Annotated in this window: 22 protein-coding genes; 12 read left to right on the forward strand and 10 right to left on the reverse strand. The window is 46.0% G+C overall.

Annotated features, from left to right (window positions below):
• Positions 1 to 1,122, reverse strand: a 1,122-nt coding sequence (gene alaS / locus VIM72_RS28575; RefSeq protein WP_332006220.1) for an alanine--tRNA ligase, incomplete at its 3' end; no start/stop codon positions are given.
• A gap of 350 nt (positions 1,123 to 1,472) precedes the next feature.
• On the opposite strand from alaS, the gene VIM72_RS28580 reads away from it, so the two are divergent.
• From VIM72_RS28580 to VIM72_RS28590, 3 genes are all read left to right on the forward strand, one after another.
• On the forward strand, positions 1,473 to 2,444 hold the full coding sequence (locus VIM72_RS28580; protein ID WP_332006221.1) for a peptidoglycan DD-metalloendopeptidase family protein: 972 nt from the start codon (positions 1,473 to 1,475) through the stop codon (positions 2,442 to 2,444).
• Positions 2,445 to 2,736: 292 nt separating this feature from the next.
• The gene (locus tag VIM72_RS28585; RefSeq protein WP_332006222.1) at positions 2,737 to 3,105 is read left to right on the forward strand and encodes a MerR family transcriptional regulator; all 369 of its coding nucleotides are present in this window, start codon (positions 2,737 to 2,739) and stop codon (positions 3,103 to 3,105) included.
• Between the two features lie 10 nt (positions 3,106 to 3,115).
• Entirely contained in the window at positions 3,116 to 3,610 is a 495-nt protein-coding gene (locus tag VIM72_RS28590; protein ID WP_325645523.1) for a thioredoxin domain-containing protein, read from the forward strand.
• A gap of 250 nt (positions 3,611 to 3,860) precedes the next feature.
• Here VIM72_RS28590 and VIM72_RS28595 read toward each other — a convergent pair whose 3' ends face one another.
• Complete coding sequence (locus VIM72_RS28595) at positions 3,861 to 4,970, reverse strand: mechanosensitive ion channel family protein (protein WP_332006223.1); 1,110 nt, start codon at positions 4,968 to 4,970, stop codon at positions 3,861 to 3,863.
• Positions 4,971 to 4,979: 9 nt separating this feature from the next.
• Positions 4,980 to 6,125: an amidohydrolase family protein gene (locus VIM72_RS28600; protein ID WP_332006224.1), complete on the reverse strand. Its 1,146-nt coding sequence runs from the start codon at positions 6,123 to 6,125 to the stop codon at positions 4,980 to 4,982.
• Between the two features lie 97 nt (positions 6,126 to 6,222).
• Between VIM72_RS28600 and prfA the strand changes: the two genes are divergently transcribed.
• The 3 genes from prfA to VIM72_RS28615 all read left to right on the forward strand — a co-directional run bounded on the left by prfA (position 6,223) and on the right by VIM72_RS28615 (position 8,956).
• Positions 6,223 to 7,287: a peptide chain release factor 1 gene (gene prfA, locus VIM72_RS28605; RefSeq protein WP_332006225.1), complete on the forward strand. Its 1,065-nt coding sequence runs from the start codon at positions 6,223 to 6,225 to the stop codon at positions 7,285 to 7,287.
• A gap of 170 nt (positions 7,288 to 7,457) precedes the next feature.
• Positions 7,458 to 8,051, forward strand: a complete 594-nt coding sequence (locus VIM72_RS28610) for a hypothetical protein (protein ID WP_332006226.1) — start codon at positions 7,458 to 7,460, stop codon at positions 8,049 to 8,051.
• Between the two features lie 299 nt (positions 8,052 to 8,350).
• Positions 8,351 to 8,956, forward strand: coding sequence for an OmpA family protein (locus VIM72_RS28615; protein WP_332006227.1), 606 nt, complete (start codon positions 8,351 to 8,353; stop codon positions 8,954 to 8,956).
• Positions 8,957 to 9,024: 68 nt separating this feature from the next.
• On the opposite strand, the gene VIM72_RS28620 is transcribed toward VIM72_RS28615, so the two are convergent.
• The 4 genes from VIM72_RS28620 to VIM72_RS28635 form a co-directional block, all read right to left on the reverse strand.
• Entirely contained in the window at positions 9,025 to 9,414 is a 390-nt protein-coding gene (locus VIM72_RS28620) for a VanZ family protein (RefSeq protein ID WP_332006228.1), read from the reverse strand.
• A 93-nt stretch (positions 9,415 to 9,507) separates the two neighbouring features.
• Positions 9,508 to 9,888, reverse strand: a complete 381-nt coding sequence (gcvH, locus tag VIM72_RS28625) for a glycine cleavage system protein GcvH (RefSeq protein WP_332006229.1) — start codon at positions 9,886 to 9,888, stop codon at positions 9,508 to 9,510.
• A gap of 98 nt (positions 9,889 to 9,986) precedes the next feature.
• Positions 9,987 to 10,649: a peptidylprolyl isomerase gene (locus VIM72_RS28630; RefSeq protein WP_332006230.1), complete on the reverse strand. Its 663-nt coding sequence runs from the start codon at positions 10,647 to 10,649 to the stop codon at positions 9,987 to 9,989.
• A gap of 9 nt (positions 10,650 to 10,658) precedes the next feature.
• Positions 10,659 to 10,997, reverse strand: a complete 339-nt coding sequence (locus tag VIM72_RS28635; RefSeq protein ID WP_332006231.1) for a hypothetical protein — start codon at positions 10,995 to 10,997, stop codon at positions 10,659 to 10,661.
• Between the two features lie 289 nt (positions 10,998 to 11,286).
• On the opposite strand from VIM72_RS28635, the gene VIM72_RS28640 reads away from it, so the two are divergent.
• The 5 genes from VIM72_RS28640 to rsgA all read left to right on the forward strand — a co-directional run bounded on the left by VIM72_RS28640 (position 11,287) and on the right by rsgA (position 16,600).
• Positions 11,287 to 12,246 carry an AAA family ATPase gene (locus tag VIM72_RS28640; protein ID WP_414649060.1) on the forward strand — a complete coding sequence of 320 codons (960 nt, stop codon included), beginning with the start codon at positions 11,287 to 11,289 and terminating at the stop codon, positions 12,244 to 12,246.
• A 51-nt stretch (positions 12,247 to 12,297) separates the two neighbouring features.
• Positions 12,298 to 13,164 carry a DUF58 domain-containing protein gene (locus VIM72_RS28645; protein WP_209855321.1) on the forward strand — a complete coding sequence of 289 codons (867 nt, stop codon included), beginning with the start codon at positions 12,298 to 12,300 and terminating at the stop codon, positions 13,162 to 13,164.
• 23 nt (positions 13,165 to 13,187) lie between these two features.
• Entirely contained in the window at positions 13,188 to 14,183 is a 996-nt protein-coding gene (locus VIM72_RS28650; RefSeq protein ID WP_332006233.1) for a BatD family protein, read from the forward strand.
• 28 nt (positions 14,184 to 14,211) lie between these two features.
• Positions 14,212 to 15,222, forward strand: a complete 1,011-nt coding sequence (locus VIM72_RS28655; protein ID WP_209855319.1) for a vWA domain-containing protein — start codon at positions 14,212 to 14,214, stop codon at positions 15,220 to 15,222.
• A gap of 442 nt (positions 15,223 to 15,664) precedes the next feature.
• Positions 15,665 to 16,600 carry a ribosome small subunit-dependent GTPase A gene (gene rsgA, locus VIM72_RS28660; protein WP_332006234.1) on the forward strand — a complete coding sequence of 312 codons (936 nt, stop codon included), beginning with the start codon at positions 15,665 to 15,667 and terminating at the stop codon, positions 16,598 to 16,600.
• Here rsgA and VIM72_RS28665 read toward each other — a convergent pair whose 3' ends face one another.
• The 3 genes from VIM72_RS28665 to VIM72_RS28675 are packed head-to-tail and all read right to left on the reverse strand — an operon-like array spanning position 16,601 to position 17,486.
• Complete coding sequence (locus tag VIM72_RS28665) at positions 16,601 to 16,744, reverse strand: hypothetical protein (protein ID WP_332006235.1); 144 nt, start codon at positions 16,742 to 16,744, stop codon at positions 16,601 to 16,603.
• Between the two features lie 9 nt (positions 16,745 to 16,753).
• Complete coding sequence (locus tag VIM72_RS28670) at positions 16,754 to 16,903, reverse strand: hypothetical protein (protein ID WP_332006236.1); 150 nt, start codon at positions 16,901 to 16,903, stop codon at positions 16,754 to 16,756.
• A gap of 46 nt (positions 16,904 to 16,949) precedes the next feature.
• Positions 16,950 to 17,486 carry a gamma carbonic anhydrase family protein gene (locus VIM72_RS28675; protein ID WP_142684214.1) on the reverse strand — a complete coding sequence of 179 codons (537 nt, stop codon included), beginning with the start codon at positions 17,484 to 17,486 and terminating at the stop codon, positions 16,950 to 16,952.
• A gap of 91 nt (positions 17,487 to 17,577) precedes the next feature.
• Here VIM72_RS28675 and VIM72_RS28680 point away from each other — a divergent pair, with 91 nt between their 5' ends.
• Entirely contained in the window at positions 17,578 to 18,759 is a 1,182-nt protein-coding gene (locus VIM72_RS28680) for an aspartate aminotransferase family protein (RefSeq protein WP_332006237.1), read from the forward strand.
• Positions 18,760 to 18,843: the final 84 nt, after the last annotated feature.

Below are 18,843 nucleotides of genomic sequence, written 5' to 3' on the forward strand. Positions count from 1 at the left end.
TGTGCGCAGGAAATTATTTTCTTCTTCAAACACCACTTTCTTCACAAAGTCTACCTGTTGCTGCAGTTCGGGGAATACGTGTGAAAACTGCGCAGCCAGTACAGGTACCAGGTCATGCAGCAAAGGTTTTTTCACTTCCAGGAAGGAGAAGTAATAACGTACAGCCCTGCGGAGAATACGACGGATCACATAACCGGCGCCGGTGTTGGATGGCAGCTGCCCATCAGCAATGGTAAAGGATATGGCCCGGATGTGATCGGCAATTACCCGGAAGGCAACATCTTTTTTATCGTCGGTGCCAGTGTATTTTTTGCCCGTTAGCCCTTCCGTGGTATGGATAGTGCCCATAAACAAATCTGTATCGTAGTTGGAGGTTTTATCCTGCAACACCCTTACAAGGCGCTCCAGTCCCATGCCCGTGTCTACGTGTTGGGCGGGTAATGGCTCCAGTGATTTATCTTTCAGGCGGTTGAACTGCATGAATACATTGTTCCATATTTCAATCACCTGGGGATGGTCGGCATTTACGAGCGTTTTACCATCTACCTGGCTTCTTTCAGCCTCCGGGCGGCAATCCACATGGATTTCGGAGCATGGTCCGCACGGGCCCGTATCACCCATCTCCCAGAAATTATCTTTTTTATTACCCAGCAGGATACGGTCTTCCGCAATATGTTCTTTCCAGAAGTTGTACGCCTCCTGGTCTTTAGGTAAATTCTCGTTTTCATCCCCCTGGAAAACCGTTACATACAGTTTGTCTTTAGGGATTTTATACACTTCGGTGAGCAGTTCCCAGCTCCAGGCAATGGCTTCTTTCTTAAAATAGTCGCCAAAGCTCCAGTTACCGAGCATTTCAAACATGGTATGGTGGTAAGTATCAATACCTACTTCTTCCAGGTCGTTGTGCTTGCCGCTTACCCGCAGGCACTTTTGCGTATCAACCACCCTTTTATTCGGGGGAACCCTGTTGCCCAGGAAGTAATCCTTGAACTGGTTCATGCCCGCGTTGGTGAACATCAGGGTTGGGTCGTTTTTAATAACGATGGGGGCAGATGGAACGATCTGGTGCCCTTTTGACGCAAAAAAGTCCAGGAATTGCTGTCTTATTTCAGATGCTGTCATAAATATTGATACGAATTAATATGTATTTTATATCTTATAAGCCGTAACCGGGTAGGGGCTTGTAGTTGTATTTCAAGCCCTTATGAAGTAGTTAGAAAATTGACAATCAAAAGGTTGATGTTTTAATCTAATTACAGTAGGTTTGTGCGCCTTATTTTCCCGCCGTGTTAAAGGGAGTGCAAAAATATTGAAACCTGTATGATTATGCAAAACAGGTTGTGTTACCCGGCAAAAATAGTTTAGTGGGAAAAGAAACGCCAACAATACCCATCCATAAGTTTGTTCCTCGTGAAATAAATCTGCTGTCATAGCGTTCACTGCACTATGGCGCATAAAGTACACCCTGGTGCATGAAGAAGGTTAAATATTTTTATAATACCCAAACATTAAAATACGAGAAGCTCGTTGTTTCTCTGCGGGTAAAAATCCTGAGAATACTGGGATTTGTATCTGCGGCTATTGTGACCGGGGCTATTTTTCTTTCCATAGCATACCGGCTGGTAGATTCCCCAAAGGAGAAATCCCTTCGACGGGATCTTGAAAGTATGAAGGAAAAATATGATGCGTTGCAGGGACGGATGCGGGAAGTAAAGGGAAAACTGGCTGAGCTGGAAGACCGTGACAATGAAATTTACCGGGTTATATTTGAGGCCTCTCCCATTCCCGATAGTACCCGCATGGGTAAAGTAAAGCGGGAGGAGGAAGCTGCACAGCTGCAATCCTTCGCCAGCAGCGAGATCATCGCCTCCACTTCTGTATTGCTGAAAGAACTTGATAACCGTGTAAAAGCACAGGAAGCATCTTACAATGAAATTGATAAGATGGTGAAGAACAAACAGCAGATGCTGGCTTCCATTCCCGCTATCCAGCCGGTATCCAATAAAGATCTTAAACATATTGCCTCCGGCTTCGGGTACCGGATCGATCCTATTTATAAAACCATGAAGTATCATGCCGGGCTCGACTTTGCCGCGCCCAGCGGCACTCCTATCTACGCTACCGGCGATGGTACGGTGGAAGAGGCCAGCCTGAGCGATGTTGGTTACGGCAACCATGTTATTATACGGCATGGATATGGCTATAAAACCCTTTACGGGCATATGCTCCGCATGAAAGTCAAAGCCGGGCAGGCTGTTAAGCGCGGCGATGTACTGGGTTGGGTAGGAAGCACCGGTAAATCGACCGGTCCGCACTGCCATTACGAGGTCATTAAAAACGGTGAAAAGGTAGACCCGGTATACTTCTTCTTTAATGATCTTACCCCGGAACAATTCGACCGGATGCTCAAAATGGCAAGATCAGGAAACCAGTCGTTTGACTAAATCTATTAGCTTTTAGCTGATTATAAAGTTTCGGGAGGTGATCTAAACCCAAAAAATGAGGGAAGAATGCTACAAGCTACAAGCTAAAAGCTTAACTTCATCTTTGTAAAAGATATTTGTCACCTCGTTTTTTACTACGATGCACCAGCTAGACCTTTTTTCGACATCTGGAGTACCGCATCCTGCCGAAGCTGCGGTAACAAGACCAGTAGTTAAAGTAAAAGCAAAGGCCAGCAGCAAGAAGGCTGCCGTAGCAACCACCATACCTGGGAAAAAACGAGGGCGTAAATCATTGAAAGAGTTATCGGAGGACCCGGATCTGATTATGGAACTGGACAAATTGGTATTGGAAAAACAGTATTATTCTATCAGTGAGGTAGCAGCCATGTTTAAGGTGAATACGTCGCTGATACGTTATTGGGAAAATGAGTTTGATATACTGCAACCCAAAAAGAACCGGAAGGGCGACCGCCTTTTCCGGCAGGAAGATATTCACCACCTTAAATTAATCTACCACTTACTGCGTGAAAGGAAGTATACGATAGAAGGAGCGAAGCAGAAACTGAAGGAAGATCATAAGCTGGCCGCCCGTAATTTTGAAATGGTACAGGCTTTGCTGAAGGTACGGGGTTTCTTAACGGAACTGAAAGATCAATTATAAAAACAACATTATGAGATTGAAAACATTACTATTGGGTGGTGGCTTGTTATTCTCGACCCTGGCCTGGGCGCAGAATGAAACAGTACTGAAGGGTAAGATAGATATGAAAACACTGATGAACGATACCTCTACAACGTGGTTCTACAAAGGTGTAAACAGCTACCAGCCTAACGACAATATGCTGAACTATATCAAAACCAACCGCGCCAATTTCAATATGGTGGTGGTAATGGGAACCTGGGACAATACCAGCCGCGAAGTAGTGCCAGCCTTATATAAAGTAATGATCACCGGCGGCAGCCCTGATGAACAGATCACGATGTTTGCAGCAGATAAAAAACTGCAGACAGATGCACCGGTAGACTATAAAGTAAAGAAACTGCCCACCATCATCGTATTCAAAGATGGTAAAGAAGAAGGCCGCATTGTAGGCGCGCCAAAAGAATCAATTGAAGCCGACATTTCCCGCATCCTGCTGAGCAGCACGAAGAAGGAGAAGGAATAGCAGGGGGAAGGATCGCCTTCGGCGATGTTAAATTGTCTTGGAGCAGGATTACGGTGATTATACTGATTTTTCTGATTTGATCAGGTTTTGATTTTACTTTTTTGATTTTATAAATGATAAGGGAGATAAAAAGCGAATATGCCCGCTTTTTATCTCCCTTATCATTTATAAAAATCAATACATAATCAAATCAGAAAAATCAGTATAATCAGCGTAATCCTGCTCCAAGACAATCGCCGAAGGCGATCCCCTACGCTCCTCCCCGCACATCAGTGAGGGTTACACTGGTGGAGGTGGTGGGCAGTTTGAGCCCGCGGGCCTCCAGCAGTTTTATCACGTTGAGGTTAACGGTTTCCCTTAACGAGTTATACTGGGCGCCATCAATAATATAAGTGTTGAAAACGATCTGGATCACGTAGGTATCTTTGGTGAAGTCGTTCAGGTTTACGGTAAAATTTTCCAGTACGTTAGGATTGCTACCCAGCATATGCCGCACATCCTGTAAAAACAGCAACAGGGTTTCGGCAGGCGTTTCCGTTCCCAGCTCCAGTTTCAGGGCCACCCGCTGTTGCGTGCGCAGGGATAGGTTATCCAGGATACTATCTACCATTTTTTTGTTGGGAACCGTTACAAATGTCTTTTCGAGGGTGCGGATGCGTGTACTGCGTAACCCGATTTTTTCCACGGTGCCCTGCCATGAATCCACCTTAACGTTATCGCCTACACGGAATGGCTTGTCGAAGAAGATGATAAAGGAACCGATCAGGTTTTCTATACTTTCTTTTGCAGCCAGTGCCAGTGCGGCAGCACCTATTCCCAAACCCGCTATGATCTTTTCTACCAGCCCCGGTCCGAACAGGATACGGATGAAGGCAATGGCGCCCATAATGAATACAATGGCTTTGAAAAAATCACGGAAGAAAATAATGAACTGGTTATCCGTTTTATCTTCCGTAAGATCTGCTTTCTTTTCCAGTACCAGGGCAACGAAATCGATCAGCCGCAGCATAATCCATATAATGCTCATACTTAACGCCAGGCTCAGCAAGGTATTGGTTACATCATGCAGCGTAGCCTTATTGTAAATATGAATATTAAGGATCTGTGGGAATGTAAAGCGGTCGATAGTGAGCATGAAAGTGACCAGCAGGAAAAAATATTCCAGTGGGCGCAGCAGCAGGCTGATAAAGTCTTTTTCCTCAATTTGCGGCGACCAGTGCCTCACCAGCCGGAACAGGATGGTGGCCAGTCCTTTTGAAATATATCGTTTGATAATAAATACAAACAATAAAACACCGATCAATATCAGGTAATCCTGTACGGGGTTGTCTAAAATTACTTTGTTTAAAAAATCGTTCATAAGTTACGGCTAAATAATTCTACTGCTTTCCTGGTTAATCAATATCACGCCCGGTCTGCTGCCGGGATTAAAACTGCCATAGGTATCCTGTATGCCCAGGGCCTTTGCGCCATTAAATGTAGCCCATTGCAGTATTTCTTCCAACGGAATTTCCGGAAAATGCCTGCGGATGGTTTTTATTTCTTCCCAGATAGATAAACAGTGATTGGAAGCCAGGCTATCGGTGCCCAGGGTGATGTTGCATTGCAGTTGCCTGAATTGTTGAATATCCGGTAAACGGTTTTCGATGTACAGGTTAGCCTGGGGGCAGAAGCACCACCAGGTTTCTATGGGTTGCTGCTGCGCAAAACGGATGTCGGCTGCAGCAGTGAAGGTATTGTGCACCAACAGGATCTTATTCCGGGAGAAGTAAGGGAGATAAGCCTCCAGGCTGTTGGTACCTGAGGGTTGAAAGCCGCTGATATCCATCCCGAAATGCTGGTAAAAAGACAGGAATTCTCCTGTTTTCTGCTGGTATAACTCATTCTCTGCCGGCGTTTCCTGGTTGTGAATGCATACCGGCGCATTCTCCGGTGTGCCTGCCAGTAGCCCGAAGAGGGTATCACTTACCGAATAAGGCGCATGCGGCACAATGGAACATTGGTGATGGGGCCCGTTAATTTCCCGGAACGATGCCAGTACATCCATGCTGTATTGATAACGGCTGCCAGCGCCGGCTGGCGCCACGCCCATACATTCCACAAAAGTGTGGTAGTACATCCTGCCCTGCTGTTTCTTTACCAGTGTAGCAGTACCGTTGCAGATATCGCCTACCGCGGAAATACCGCTTTCCCACATGTCCTGTTCGGCTTTGTCGATAAGGGCGTTATAGTCGCTGCCAGCCTGGTTTCTCAATTGCATTACCTGTGTAAGAAAGGCCGGCAGACCGGTTTTTTCCGGGATCACGCCTTTCATATGGGATAATTCCAGGTGACAATGGGTATTTACAAATCCCGGGCACAGTATTCCATCCAGCTCCCTTACATTTTCACCGGCGTCGGATTCAGCTATAATGCCCGCCACTACACCATCTTCATCAAGTATTAATACTTTTCCCGGACCCAGCAGATGCGTACCGTTAAATATATCTTTTCCCTTTAATTTGATCTGTTTCAATTACCTGCTGTTTAATTAAGTTAATGGTGTTAATTTTGCAACCCGATTGGCAGTATCATTTCCGGTTGGAAAGGATACTCAAAAGTCAAATATAATTATGATAGACAAACTGGAAGCTATAAAAGGTCGTTTCGAGCAGGTATCGATGGCGCTTACCAACCCCGAGGTTGTTAGTGATAACAAGAAATTTGGTCAGCTCAGCAAAGAATACCGGCAGCTGGAAAAGATCGTAAAGGCATATGACGCCTACCGTAAATTGCTGGACAATATTGCATTTAACAAAGAAGTGCTGGACAGTGGCGATGATGAAATGCGCGAACTGGCCAAAGCCGAAACGGAAGAACTGCAGGAGCAGAAAACCGCCCTGGAAGCAGAGATCCGTAACCTGCTGATCCCAAAAGACCCACAGGATGAGAAAAACGCCATCCTGGAGATCCGTGCCGGTACCGGCGGAGATGAGGCCAGCCTTTTTGCCGGAGACCTGTTCCGTATGTATCTGCGCTTCTGTGAGCTCAAAGGCTGGACTACCAGCTTGCTGAGCGAAAACCCCGGATCTGCAGGCGGCTACAAGGAAATAGTGATGGAAGTAAGCGGCGACGACGTATATGGTACCCTGAAATTTGAATCGGGCGTACACCGGGTACAACGTGTACCGGCTACAGAGGCTTCCGGTCGGGTGCATACTTCAGCGGCAACGGTAGCAGTATTACCGGAAGCGGAAGATGTGGATGTGGACGTACGGGAGGCAGATATTAAAATGGATACCTTCCGTTCCTCAGGCGCGGGAGGACAGCACGTAAATAAAACTGAATCGGCTGTAAGGTTAACGCATATCCCTACCGGCGTGGTGGTAGAGTGCCAGGAAGGGCGCAGCCAGCATTCCAACCGGGAAATTGCGATGAAAATGCTACGGACCCGTATATACGAGGCGGCAGTGCGCAAACATGAGGATGCTATTGCTTCCCAAAGGAAAAGTCTTGTATCTACGGGCGACCGCTCCGCCAAGATCCGCACCTACAACTACCCCCAGGGCCGTGTAACAGATCACCGGATCGGTATGACAGTGTACAACATGGACGCCTTTATGAATGGCGATATTAAAGATATGATCGACGCCCTCCAGTTCGCCGAGAATGCCGAAAAGCTGAAACAGGGCAGTTAATAATCACTGGTTTGATATTGTGGAAAAGATAACAGCTGTCCCCTGCTGTTATCTTTCCACAAATTTCCTGCAGCTTAATTTGTAATCACATAAAATATCCTACATTTAGTCAGCGGCCACAAGCCGTAGCACTAAAAGAAAACCTTTTCTTCCCCTAAAATCATCATCAAATGTTAGAGCAATTAATGGACCTCGTCCGCGAAAATGCCCAGGGCGCTGTGGTGAACAACCCTGCAGTTCCTAACGAACAGAATGAAGCCGTAATAGGCGCTGCAACTTCTTCCATTGCATCGGGTCTGCAACAGGAGCTGGCCAGTGGTAATACCGAAGGAGTGCTGTCTTTATTGGGAGGTGCCGATAGTGATACTTCCAATGCCAACCCTGTGGTGGGAAATATATCCAATAATTTCGTGGGAACGCTCCTGGAGAAATTCCACCTGGATAAAGGCACTGCCACACAAATTGCGGCTACCCTGATCCCTACAGTATTAGGCTCGCTGGTTAATAAAACAAAGGACCCCAATAACAGTAGTTTCAGCCTGGACGGTATCCTTAATTCACTGACCGGTGGCTCTGCACAGGGGCTTAACCTGAATGGCATACTGGGCGGACTGTCTGGCGGCCTCGATAAAAACGGTGATGGCCAGGTGAACCTGGAAGATTTAAAAAGCCTGTTATCCAATGGCGCCCAACAGCAGCAACAGCAACAACAGGCTGGCGATGGTGGCGGAATCGGCGGATTATTAAAAAATCTGCTCGGGTAATCTTTTTCGCTGCTTTATTGTTATATAGTCGTATACGTTACTTTTCTATGCGCAATTATTGTTATGTGATTTATGGCTGCAATTTTTTTATTGCCTGTTTATTTCTACTTATCAATATGTTGTGACTCATAAATCAACTTGGCAAGTTATTTGATTACAGATTTTTCAATTAGTTTTGTCAACGGAATTAATGCAAAAAAACCTTCACGTCTAAATTTATTATGATGAAAAAACTCAATGTTCTGATAGCTGTGGTCTTGTCTGCAACCATGTTGTTCAGTTGTAAAACCTGGCAGAGCATGGACAATACTAAAAAAGGTGCTGCCATCGGTGTTGGTGGTGGAGCAGCCGCTGGTGCTGTAATTGGTAAAGCAGCAGGCAACACTGCATTGGGAGCTATTATTGGTGCTGCATTAGGTGGCGCCGGCGGTGCTTTGATCGGAAAGAAAATGGATAAGCAGGCGCAGGAAATAAAAACCGAGGTACCAAATGCAACCGTAGAACGTGTGGGTGAAGGTATCAACGTAACATTTGATGCAGGAGTGTTATTTGGTTTCGATAAATCCAATCTCTCTGCCGTAGCCCAGGACAATATCAAACAGCTGGCTGTTATCCTGAACAAATATCCTGATACATATGTGCGTGTGGAAGGCCATACAGACGACAAAGGTACAGATGAGTACAACATGGGCCTGTCTGAAAGAAGGACCAAGAGCGTAATGGCTTATCTCGAAGCACAGGGTATTGCAAAGAGCCGTATCCAGGGTTTCTGGTATGGTGAGTCGCAGCCTAAAGTACCAAATGATTCAGATGCTAACCGTGCTATCAACCGCCGTTGTGAGTTCTCCATCTTTGCAAATGATAAGATGAAGAATGATGCGAAGAAAGAAGCTGGTCAGCAATAATAAAATATTAGGAACACTTATTTCTCATAAGCAGATATATATTCCCCCCTGGTTACAGGGGGGATTTTTTATTTATCCTTGTTAAAGAAAAGGTACACTACAATTTTAAATACCCATATTCCGGCAATAGCGCCCAAAGTGTCTGCTACCAGATCATACATATCAAAGCTGCGGTTGATAGCCCAGTACTTCTGTATAAACTCTATTGCGAGACCATAACCAGCTGCTATTAAAACCAGGAGCCAGAGTGTGCGGTTGGAGATGTATTTCTTTTGCTGGTAAATACCAAGACTGAGAAACAGCACAATACCGCCAAAAAGGCCAAAGTGAACAAACTTATCAAAATGAATCTTGTCAAGAAAGGAGTTGGAGGGAATATCATTCCCCGGCAGGGTGCACAAAACAAGGATCAGGATGATCCACAAAATAGCTGGCGTATAATATCTCAGGAGTTTCATGATCCTTTTTTAGTAGTAAAAAGGACAACAGGCGGACCGTTCAATAACGTAGCCTGTTGTCCTTTCTTATATAAAAGATTATTTTGGTAGCAATTATTCACCTACCAGCGCCTGGTAAGCAGCAGCATCCAGCAGTGATTCCACATCAGCCGGGTTGTTAACGGTTACTTTCACCATCCAGCCATCACCATACGGATCCTGGTTTACCAGCTCAGGGGAGGATTCCAGCTCAGGATTCACTTCATTAACGGTACCTGCGACAGGCATAAACAGATCAGACACTGTTTTTACCGCTTCTACTGTACCAAATACTTCTTCGGCATTAATTGTTTTGCTCAATGAGTTGATATCTACAAAAACGATATCGCCCAATTCGCGTTGCGCAAATTCAGTGATGCCGATGGTAGCTACATTACCTTCTAGTAAAACCCATTCATGATCCTTTGTGTAACGCAGGTTTGACGGAAAATTCATATCAAGTTTGATTTTGAGTCGTAAAAATACAGAAACTATTATGATTTTAACGGCGGGCTATCGTAAATTTTGACTTTCTGCCGACATGGTACTTTTCTTTAGAAGAACAGCCATTTCTTCATAACACGGATTTTCATAGGCACGTCCTGGAGAGGCCTGTCGTGGCTATCGGTTTTAAGCGCCGCAATTTTATCGATCACGTCCATGCCTTTGATCACCTGGCCAAACACGGTATAGTTCTGATCCAGGTGAGGGCTGCCTCCTGCTGTTTTGTACACCTGCCGCTGGTCTACCGGTATTTTACGGCCTTTCAGCCTTGTTTGCTCCAGCTTGTCCAATTGCTCATCAGTAAACACTTTACCTTGTACTATATAGAACTGGCAGCCGGAAGATGCTTTGTCGGGCCGGTCTTCCCGGGCCGCGCCCAGTGCGCCTTTGCGGTGAAATAAATCCAGCTGGAACTCCGGCGGAATAGTATAACCCACATCGCCGTTGCCCAGTGTATCGCCCGGAAGGGCATGCCTGGAATCAGGATCCCCACCCTGGATCATAAAGTTCCGGATAACCCGGTGAAACAGGGTGCTGTCGTAAAAGTGTTGCCTGGCCAGCTTTACGAAGTTGTCGCGGTGCTTCGGTGTCTGATCATACAACCGGATAACCATGGTGCCATAGGGCGTAATTACTTTTACTTTCCGGTTTTTGGCAGCCGCCAGGCTAACAATCAGTAAAAAAAAGGTACTAAGGAGTAACAGTTTCTTCATATGGGTGTATTATGCTTCTTCGTGACCGGCAAAGTAAGCAATTACGTGTTCTTTCAGGAAGATTTCCTGTTCGGCCATTTCCATTTTGGGAACCGGTTGTGTTTCTTTGAAATGGGGCCATCCGTCTTTATCATAGCCATCCAGTTCAAAGTAGCCACTCTGGCTCAGCAGCGTGCATACGGCCACATGCATCAGGTCCTGCTTTTGTTCTTTGGTATATTTCTTCTTTAAATTATTTATTTCATTTACGCCGATGAGAAAAAGAATAGCTTCCATATTGGGCGTTTTACCAAACCTTGCGGTAAGCATATCTTCTACAGGTTTCCAGCGCTTCTCAAAATCTTCCATATTGCTGTTGCTTTTTAAATGTTGAGCGTTTTTGCCAACGCCTTATTCCCCGCAAAGGTACGTTATAGGGAAAAATATTATATAATTATGCCGGCCTTTATTAATTTAGGCAGCGCCATAGAATGATTATTTAGCGGAAATGAGCCATAGTGGCAAGTTTAACAGCATTTTAACGGCCCATTCACATAGTGATAAGTTTTATTTGACCAGAGAATGTTTATTTTAGCACACCTGAAAAATTATTAGCATGGAAAATACATCGTCCGACATCCGGCAACTGAATGAGAAGATCCACCAGGCAAGCGCTTTCGTGGACCTGCTCACAATGGAGTTAGGTAAAGTAATTGTTGGCCAGCGTTATATGGTGGAAAGACTGCTCATCGGTTTGCTGGCCCAGGGCCACGTACTGCTGGAAGGCGTACCCGGTCTGGCAAAAACCCTGTCTATCAAGTCCCTGTCGTCCGCTATCAACGCTAAATTCAGCCGTATCCAGTTTACGCCTGACCTGCTGCCTGCGGATGTGATAGGTACCATGATCTATAACCAGCAAAAGAATGAATTTGTAGTACGCAGAGGGCCTATCTTCGCCAATTTTATCCTGGCGGATGAGATCAACCGCGCCCCGGCAAAAGTGCAGAGCGCCCTGCTGGAAGCTATGCAGGAAAGACAGATCACCATTGGCGATACTACTTTCAAACTGGATGAGCCTTTCCTGGTACTGGCCACCCAGAACCCCATTGAGCAGGAAGGTACTTATACCCTGCCCGAAGCACAGGTAGACCGTTTCATGCTGAAAGTAGTGATCGGGTATCCTACAAAAGAAGAAGAAAAACAGATCATCCGCCAGAACCTGAACCCGGAGCTCTCCACTGCAGTACGGCCCATTATCCAGCCTTCGGATATCCTGGAAGCGCGTAAACTGGTAAGGGAAGTATACATGGATGAAAAGATCGAAAAATATATTCTTGATATCGTTTTTGCCACCCGTAACCCGGAAGACTATAAGCTTAATAAGCTGAAACCGTTGATCGCATATGGCGGATCTCCAAGAGCCAGTATCAACCTGGCCTGGGCTGCCAAAGCCTACGCTTTCATGAAGCGCCGCGGCTATGTGATCCCGGAAGATGTGCGTAATATATGCTTCGACGTTATGCGTCACCGTGTAGGATTAACCTATGAAGCAGAAGCAGAAAACGTTACCAGCGAGAATATCCTGAGTGAGATCCTGAATGCCGTGGAAGTACCATAGCAGCTGCAGGACCGGTCATTTTCCGTAATTAGTAACTCAAAATCTTTCCCATTGGATACGGCTGAAATATTAAAAAAGGTAAGGCAGATAGAGATTAAGACGAAAGGGCTTACCAATCACATATTTGCGGGCGAGTACCATAGCGCTTTTAAAGGCCGTGGTATGTCGTTCAGCGAAGTAAGGGATTATCATTTTGGTGATGATGTCAGATCTATCGACTGGAACGTAACTGCCCGGTTCAACCACCCTTTTGTAAAGGTTTTTGAAGAAGAAAGGGAACTTACCGTAATGCTGCTGGTAGATATGAGCGAAAGCTCCTCTTTCGGTACCAAAAAGCAGGATAAACGCGACCTGATCACGGAATTATGCGCGGTGCTTGCTTTTTCTGCCATCAAAAATAATGATAAAGTAGGCGTTATCTTTTTCAGCGATGGTATGGAAAAATATATCCCGCCTAAAAAAGGTAAATCACATATTCTTTTCATTATCCGTGAGCTGCTATCGTTTACGCCTAAACGAAAAGGAACAAATATTAAAGAAACCCTGCGGTTCTTTAACAATGCTACCAAAAAACGGAGCATCGTTTTTATGCTGAGCGATTTCTTATCGGGGAACTACCAGGATGCCTTGAACATTGCCGCAAAAAGGCATGATGTGGTGGGGGTGCAGGTGTATGACCAACGCGATAAAGAACTGCCACCGGTTGGCCTGATCCAGGTAGCGGATGCCGAAACCGGTGCCACACAATGGGTAGATACCAACGACCGCAGGGTGCGCCAGTACTATGAACAGCAATTCCTTCAGCATTCACAATATTGCAAAAATGCGTTTATGAAAAGTGGCGCAGAATTAGTGAGCGTACGCACCGACGAGGATTATGTGAAAGCGTTACAAACATTTTTCCTGAACAGGGCATAGATATAATGGAGAGCAAATTAAACATGCATAAACAACAAGTTATAAGGCGTATATTTTTATGTTGCATACTGGGGCTGTTATTTCCCTTCTCCCTGCTGGCACAGCAGGCTGTGGATGTAACCGCCAAAGCAGATACCAACAGTATCAGGATAGGCGAGCAGATAAAACTGCAGCTTACCGCTACGCTTACCGCGCAACAGTTTAAGGACGCTAACTTCAAAGTGCTCTTCCCGGTATTACCTGATTCACTGGATCATTTTGAAGTGGTAACCCGCTCCAATCTTGATACACTGGTAAACCAGGATCAGCATGTGCTCCACCAGACTTATACCCTTACCAGTTTTGATTCCGGCCATTGGGAAATCCCCCCGATGCACTTTGAAATTTTCAGCGGCGCCAATGCCACTGCCGACTCCGCGGTGACCCTGCCTATCGGGATAGATGTGAACACTGTAGCGGTAGATACTACCAAAGCATTCAAGCCTATTAAATCGATCAGGGGAGTTGCCTGGAGCATATGGGACTACTGGCTGTATATTGTAATCGGTGCAGCGGCTGTGCTCATCATCGGCGGGTTGATATGGTATTTCCGCACCCGTAAAAAGCCGGAACCGGTTGTAAAAACGCCGGTTGTTTCTCCTTACGAAATTGCCGTGCGTGAACTAAAAACACTGAAAGAAGAAAAAGTCTGGCAGCAAGGCGATATCAAACAATACTATACCCGGTTAACAGATATTCTGCGTACTTACTTTGAGCACCAGTTCAACATTGCTGCCCTGGAGCAAACCAGTGAGGAGTTGTTGCAGAATATTAAACCGGTAACTAAGCTGAACCAGCAAAGAGATAAACTGCGTTCACTGCTGGCAATTGCGGATCTGGCAAAGTTTGCCAAACTGCAACCCACAGCAGATGAGCACACAGAATGTATGCAGAAGGCCGAAGAAATCCTGGAATGGACTAAGCCGAAAACAGGACCTGCAGAGGAAACCGGCGCGGATACAGCCCTGGAGAAAGCATAAAGTCAGCATGGATCTTAATTAAAAATTGATGAATTTTTCAACCTGGAAAAATATTGAATTTGCCTACCCGGCTTTCCTGTGGCTCCTGCTGCTGGTGCCGGTATTAATATACTGGTACTTTGCACGGCGTAAAGGCCGGCAAAGCGTAATGATGGTATCTTCCATTGAAGGTTTGAAAGGATTGCCGGTCTCCTGGAAAATACGTTTCAGGCCCTTATTGCTTGTACTCCGTATCCTGGCGGTGATTGCGCTGATTGTAGCCCTGGCGCGGCCGCAAACATCCAATACTTCTGAAAGTATCGACAGCGAAGGGATTGATATCGTAATGGCGATCGATATTTCAGGCAGTATGCTGGCGGAAGACCTGCAACCTAACCGTATGGAAGCGGCCAAACGGGTAGCTACCGATTTCGTGGATAAACGCATCAGCGACCGTATAGGCCTGGTGGTATTTTCCGGCGAAAGCTTCACCCAATGTCCTATTACTACTGATCATGCAGTATTGAAGAACCAGATCATGCAGGTGAAAAGCGGTATGCTGCAGGATGGCACCGCTATTGGTATGGGGCTGGCCACTTCGGTAGACCGCCTGCGTAACAGCCGTGCAAAAAGCAAAGTGATCATTCTCCTTACAGATGGCGTGAATAATACTGGTCTTGTTGATCCGCTCACTGCACTGGAAATAGCCAAAGCATTTAAGATCCGGGTATACACTATTGGCGTGGGCACTATTGGTAAAGCGCCGTTCCCCATGCCGATGTCTGATGGCAGCGTACAAATGGTTATGCAGGATGTACAGATCGATGAGCCATTGATGAAAAAGATCTCAAAGGAAACCGGTGGTAAATATTTCCGGGCTACCAATACCAATGATCTGAAGAGCATCTACAACGAAATTGACCAGCTGGAAAAAACAAAAGTGGAAATCACTTCCTACAAACGCTTCGCAGAACATTTCTTCCTGCTGGCGATGATTGCATTGGGCTGTATGTTGCTGGAAGTAGTACTGCGCTATACGCTATTCAAGAGCCTGCCGTAGCGGAGGGAGCGCCTTCGGCGCTTGTAAATTGTCTTGGAGCAGGATTACGCTGATTATACTGATTAGCTTGATTTTATTTTCTGGATTTTTATAAGAATTTAAGGGAGATGGAAAGCGGATTATTTGCTTTCATCTCCTTTTATTTTTAAAAATGCAGAAGGAAAATTGATGTAATCACTTTATACATTGATTGAAGGGAGATGAAAACAGCTACCCGCTTTTTATCTTCCTTAATTGCGTATAAAAATAAACCGGTGTATCCGCCTTTTTAAGAAAAGATTATATCCTCATTTCATCTCCCTAAGTTCTTATAAAAATCCAGAAAATAAAATCAAGCTAATCAGTATAATCAGTGTAATCCTGCTCCAAGACAATTTACAAGCGCCGAAGGCGCTCCCCCCGCATAAAGCAAAATTCGCGTACCTTTGGGCATCTTATAAATATGCAGGCAACAGTATATAAATCAACGGGAAGCTGGTATGTGGTAAGAACCGCTACCGGCGAAACATTCCAGGCAAGGATGAAAGGTATTTTCAAAAAGAATGAAGATATCACTTCTACCAATCCCATCGCCGTAGGCGATGTAGTGGAGATTGTGGAAGATGATAGCGATGCCAGTGCTAAAAATGCCATGATCACGGAAATAGGGTCCCGGAAAAATTATATAGTGCGCAGCTCTCCCCATGGTAAAAACAAGAAACATATAGTAGCCGCCAACATGGACCAGGCGATGCTGGTGTGCACAGTAAAGGAGCCCCGCACCTCGCAGGGCTTTATTGATCGCTTCCTGGTTACTGCCGCCGCCTATCACATCCCGGTAATACTGGTTTTTAACAAACAGGATATCTACAGGGAAAAAGAAGTCGAAAAGTTTGAAGAGCTGGAAGCGCTGTACAGTGATATCGGTTACCAGGTATTATTGATTTCTGCTGTGAATGGCAATGGTGTGGATGATGTAAGGGCGCTGCTGAAAGATAAAACCACTTTAATGGCGGGGCATTCCGGGGTAGGCAAATCTTCCCTGATCAATGTGCTGATGCCCGGCCTTGAGCTCAGAACCAAAGCTGTGAGCGGCTGGAGCGGCAAGGGATTGCACACTACCACTTCTGCTGAAATGTACGACCTGCCTTTTGGTGGTTGCCTGATAGATACTCCCGGCGTCAGGGAATTTGGAATTGTAGATATTTCAAAGCCGGAGCTCTCCCACTATTTCCTTGAAATGCAACCCTATATTGCTCAATGCCAGTTTAATAATTGTTTGCATATCAATGAGCCCGGCTGCGCTGTAAAAGCAGCTGTAGAGGAAGGGCATATTGATGCCGACAGGTATGTGAGCTACGCTACCATCCTGGAAACCATTGAAGAAGAACAATATTGATCAGCCTTTTCCCGGTTTACTTAATTCGTCCAGCACTTTTTCAGCGCCCCAGTTACGCCTGGGTTGCGGACAACCTTTTTTTTGTGTTCTGCAGGCGGTAAAAACGAGGATAGCCAACAGGGCCAGTGGGATAACCTTGCGCATAGGATAGGTTTAAAACAGGCGCATTTGTTTGCCTGCCTTGCGGTTTTGTTGCTTTATGTCTTTCGTGTAATAATTGGAGGCGGGGCATCCCGTTTTGGGCGATGAACAGCTGGTAAACAGGATGCTCCCCGATATCAGCAGGCATATTAGTATTTTCATAGGAGGGTATTTGCCTGCAATATAATATTTTTCTATAACATGATTATTATGGCTCCTTTACTTCCTCTGCATGCTGGTACCAGGATGCGTACATACTGTAGTTTTTGGAGATGCGGTTAATTTCCCCGTTGATGAGGGCCATATCAATATCCTTCACTTTGCGGGCAGGCACACCGGCGTAGATGGTGCCGGGTTCCACGTGTGTGTCGCTGAGCACTACGGCGCCGGCAGCAATAATACTGTTGCTGCTTACACGGGCATTATCCATCACAATAGCGCCCATGCCCACCAGCACATTGTCTTCAATAGTACAGCCATGAAGTATGGCATTATGGCCGATAGACACATTATTGCCTACTATTGTTTTGGTTTTCTGGTAAGTGCAGTGAATTACTGCACCATCCTGTACGTTCACGTTTTCGCCGAGGCGGATGCTGTTTACATCGCCGCGAACAACAGCATTGAACCATACTGTGCAACCTTTACCCATTACCACATCCCCCACTATGGTAGCGTTGGGGGCCACGTAACAGTCTTCAGGAATTTGAGGAGTAACTCCGTTCAGTGGAATAATGTGCGCCATAATTAAATGTTTTAGTGCTTATGTTACAAATATAACAATTACTAATTAGCAGTTGTTTTCTAACTTCGCAAAGAACAGCGTAGTTAGTGATATGAATAACAGGCAACTTTTTTTGCAGCATGTGGCGCAAACCTCCGATGCCCCACTGGCACTGGAGATAGTGAAAGCGGAAGGCATGTATATGTGGGATGTAAACGGAAAGCGGTATCTCGACCTCATTGCCGGTATCAGTGTATGTAACGTGGGGCATTGCCACCCTGCAGTGGTGAAGGCTATCCAGGAACAGGCGCAGCAATATATGCACCTGCTGGTATATGGCGAATTTGTGCAATCGCCGCAGGTAGCCTTTGCCAGCCTGCTTACGGAACATCTTCCGGAACATTTAAACTGCGTATATTTTACCAACTCCGGCGCGGAAGCCGTGGAAGGCGCTATGAAGCTGGCCAAGCGGTATACCGGGCGCCATGAAATAGCAGCCTTTAACCGTAGTTATCATGGTTCTACCCAGGGCGCCCTGAGCATCCTGGGAGATGAGTATTGGCGCAATGCCTACCGGCCCCTGTTGCCTGGGATACAACACCTGGAGTACAATAACTTTGCATCACTGGAACTGATAACAGAAAAGACCGCAGCAGTGATCGCGGAAAGTGTGCAGGCAGAAGGCGGCGTTATAGTGCCACAACGGGAATGGCTACACGCTTTGCGGGAAAAATGTTCCGCCACCGGCGCGCTGCTGATATTGGATGAAATCCAGTGCGGCTTTGGGAGAAATGGAACGCTGTGGGCCTTCGAACAGTTTGGGATTGTGCCCGATGTTTTACTGCTGGGTAAAGCGCTGGGCGGAGGTATGCCTTTGGGTGCTTTTATTGCCTCGCGCGATATCATGTGGACCCTTACCAACAGCCCCGTATTAGGCCATATCACTACTTTTGGCGGCCACCCGGTTAACTGTGCCGCAGGCCGCGCCGGTTTCCAGGCATTGCTGGACCAAAACCTTTTACCGGAAGTGAATGCAAAAGGGCAGCTATTCAGGGATCACCTGCAACATCCGGCCATAAAATCAGTACGCTCACGGGGTTTAATGATGGCGGTAGAGTTTGAAAGCTTTGCGGTAAATAAAAAGGTGATCGACTACTGCATCGATAAAGGCCTGCTTACCGACTGGTTCCTTTTTGCTGCCGAATGTATGCGTATTGTGCCCCCGCTGATCATTACGCCCGAAGAAATTAAATGGGCCTGCAGCATTATCTGCGAAGCAGCAGATAATATATAGTAAGGATTGCTTACTATCAATCAGGAATTCAGCCGGCTGAAAGTAAGGGTAACCCGTTTGGCAAACAGCTCAATGGCATCGTTC

Origin of the sequence: Chitinophaga sp. (assembly GCF_036569185.1) — a bacterium.
Taxonomy (GTDB): domain Bacteria; phylum Bacteroidota; class Bacteroidia; order Chitinophagales; family Chitinophagaceae; genus Chitinophaga.